General features: G+C 67.6%; 1 tRNA gene and 1 pseudogene. One reads left to right on the forward strand and one right to left on the reverse strand.

Features of this window, described 5'->3' with window-relative positions:
* Positions 1 to 33: 33 nt before the first annotated feature.
* Positions 34 to 2457: pseudogene (locus tag ACXJKH_RS17740) on the reverse strand (Cache 3/Cache 2 fusion domain-containing protein); the annotation flags it as partial.
* A gap of 464 nt (positions 2458 to 2921) precedes the next feature.
* On the opposite strand from ACXJKH_RS17740, the gene ACXJKH_RS17745 reads away from it, so the two are divergent.
* Positions 2922 to 2997 (forward strand) — tRNA-Ala (locus ACXJKH_RS17745).
* Positions 2998 to 3033 lie beyond the last annotated feature (36 nt).

The raw sequence follows: 3033 nt of genomic DNA on the forward strand, positions 1-3033 counted from the left end.
GCGTGGGGCCGGCCACGCGCGCGCTGCAGGGGCTCAGGCCGCCACGGCCGCGCGCCTGGCCACGCGCATTTCGGCCAGTCGGAAACGGCCCACCGTGTGCTGCAGATCGGCCGATTGCGCGTTCAGTGCGCGGGCCGACGCCGACGCCTCTTCCACCAGTGCGGCATTCTGCTGGGTCACCCCGTCCATCTGCACGATGCTCTGGTTGACCTGCTCGATGCCGGCCGCCTGCTCCTGGCTGGCGCTGGCGATCTCTTCGATCAAGCCCCCCAGTTCGCCCACCGAGCTCACCACCCGGGCCAGGGTCTGCCCGGCCTGGTCGGCCAGCTGGCTGCCCTGCGCCACCTGGCTGCTGGAGGCATCGATCAGCGTCTTGATCTCGCGGGCCGCCTGCGCCGAGCGCTGTGCCAGCGCCCGCACCTCCGAGGCGACCACGGCAAAGCCACGCCCTTCCTCGCCTGCGCGGGCCGCTTCCACCGCCGCATTGAGCGCCAGGATGTTGGTCTGGAACGCGATGCCGTCGATGACGGTGGTGATATCGGCGATGCGGTGCGAGGACGCCTCGATGCCGGCCATGGTCTGCACCACCTGCGCCACCGCCGCCCCGCCCTGCGCCGCCACCTCGGCGGCGTCGGCGGCAAGCCGGTCGGCACGCCGGGCATGGTCGGCGTTCTGCTTCACTGCTGCGGTCAGTTCTTCCAGCGAGGCGGCCGATTCTTCCAGGCTGGCGGCCTGCTGTTCGGTACGACGCGACAGATCCTCGTTGCCCGCCGCGATCTCCGCCGATGCGCTGGAGACCGCCACCGCCGCCTGCTGGATGTCGCCGACGATCGCGGTCAACTGCGCCACGCTGGCATTGGCATCATCGCGCATGGTGGCGAACACGCCCTGGAACTGGCCCTCGATGCGCCCGCGCAGGTCACCCGCCGMCAGCGCGCGCAGCAGCCCGGACAGCGCGGTCAGGTTGCGGTCGGCGGTTACCATCAGGGTATTGAGGCCTTCGACCATGTCGCGGAAGTCGTATTCGAAGGCATCGGCATCGCCGCGCTCGCTGAAGTCACCGGCGGCGGCGGCCGCGACCAGCCGCTTGATCTCGCCATTGATCGCCAGCAGGCGGCCACGCACACCGTTGACCGCCTCGGTGATGAGCGCCTTCTCGCCCGGCAGGTCTTCCATCGATGCGGACAGGTCGCCATCGGCGTAGGCCCGCACCAGTTCGACCATGCGCATCTTGGTCTGGATGTGCGCGTCCACCAGGTCGTTGGTGCCGGTCACCATCGTGCCGAATTCCCCCTCGAACCGGCTGGCATCGATGCGATGGCTGATCGCGCCATCGGTATGCCGGCGACTCATCTCGTTCTGCGCGTGGATGATCTCGCGCAGCTTGCCCTGCATCTGCTGCAGCGCGCCCATCAACTGCCCCACTTCATCCTGCCGTTGGACCACGATCTGCCGGTCCAGCCGTCCGGCAGCCACGTCGCGGGCCACCTGCCCGGCCTGCGCCAAGGGCACGCTGACCATGCGCCTGACCACCACCAGCAGCGCCACGATCACCGCCAGCAGGCCCAAGCCGGCCACCACGACGATATGCAGCATCAGCGAATGCAGAACGCTCTGCAGCACCGAGACCGGCTCCAGGCCGAGCACCGCCCATTTCCAGGGCGCGTAGGCCTGGGCCGAAACGAAATAGGCCTGGGATGCCGCGTCGCCGCTGCGGCGCAGGTGCACGATCGCCTGCTCGCTTTTGCCGGCCAGCAGTGCCTCCAGCGCCGGCCGATCGGCGGCGTCCACCTGACTGGCCAGCGTCTTGCCCTCATCGGCCGGCGCAGCGATCAGCGTGCCGAACTGCTCACCTGGACGCGTATCCAGCGCCAGGAAATGCCCCTGCTTGCCCAGCTGCGACGTGCGCAGGCGTTCCTTCAGCGCGGCCAGGCCATCGGAGTAGTTCTGCCCGACAAACACGATGCCGATCACCTTGGCGGTCGCGTCGGTGATCGGCAGGTAGTGGGTCATGTAGTCCACCCCGAACAGCCGCGCCGGGCCGGTGTAGCGACCGCCTTCCAGCAGGTTTCGGTACGCCGGATGTGCATGGTCCAGCACGGTGCCGAGCGCGCGGGCGCCCTCGGCGTTGCGCAGCGAGGTGGAGACGCGCACGAAGTCCTCCCCTTGGCGCACGAAGATCGTGGCCACCCCGCCGGTCGCCGCGGCGAAGCGGTCCACGGCCGCCTCCTGCAGGTTGATCACCTGGCCGCCCAGGCGCAGCGTCGGCACCTGGCGTGCGCCGACGGTAACCGGCGTGGCCGCATCCAGGATGCGCTCGCCGTCGGGCAGCAGCGCGCGGAACGTGCCGGCCATGCGCTCGGTGCTGTCGCTGAGGCTGCGGTCATAGAGCGCGACCGAATCGCGCATGAGCGCGGTGGACGATTGCAGGCCGGCCTGCACACGCTGCTGGTAACTGGCTGCCGACTGGCGGTAGATCAGCACCGCCAACAAGACAAAGGCGACGGCAGTGATCAGGCCCATCAGCAGCGCCAGGCGGGCGCCGAGGGAGGATGAGAAAACGGTGGCGGCACGGGTCGTCATCGTTGGTACTCGAAGGAAAAAGTGTGGGATGTTCGTCACACTTCTTATCGGCACCCTTTCTGGTCCTCTTTATGCAGGAGCACCTAGTCCTTTCCTACTAGATCGATTTCTCAAGTCGTTGTTTTTAAATGGATAACGGCGCAAATGGTCTTCACAAAACCCGATCGGCGTTCAGAAAGACGGCCGACGGCCGAGGACGGAGCAGCGCGGTCGCACTGAAGGCCGGCAATATCGTGCGTATGCGCAGGTACACCGTGCACCCCTTGGCAGCGCCCCATTCACGGCGCTAGACTAGGTCCAACGCGAGGCAAGGCCTGCGGGGTTTGTGTGACATCCGTGGGGCCATAGCTCAGCTGGGAGAGCGCGTCGTTCGCATCGACGAGGTCAGGAGTTCGATCCTCCTTGGCTCCACCAAATATTCGCCCGACCGGGCACAGGAAAGGCCGGAAT

It is taken from the genome of Stenotrophomonas sp. P5_B8 (assembly GCF_054049855.1).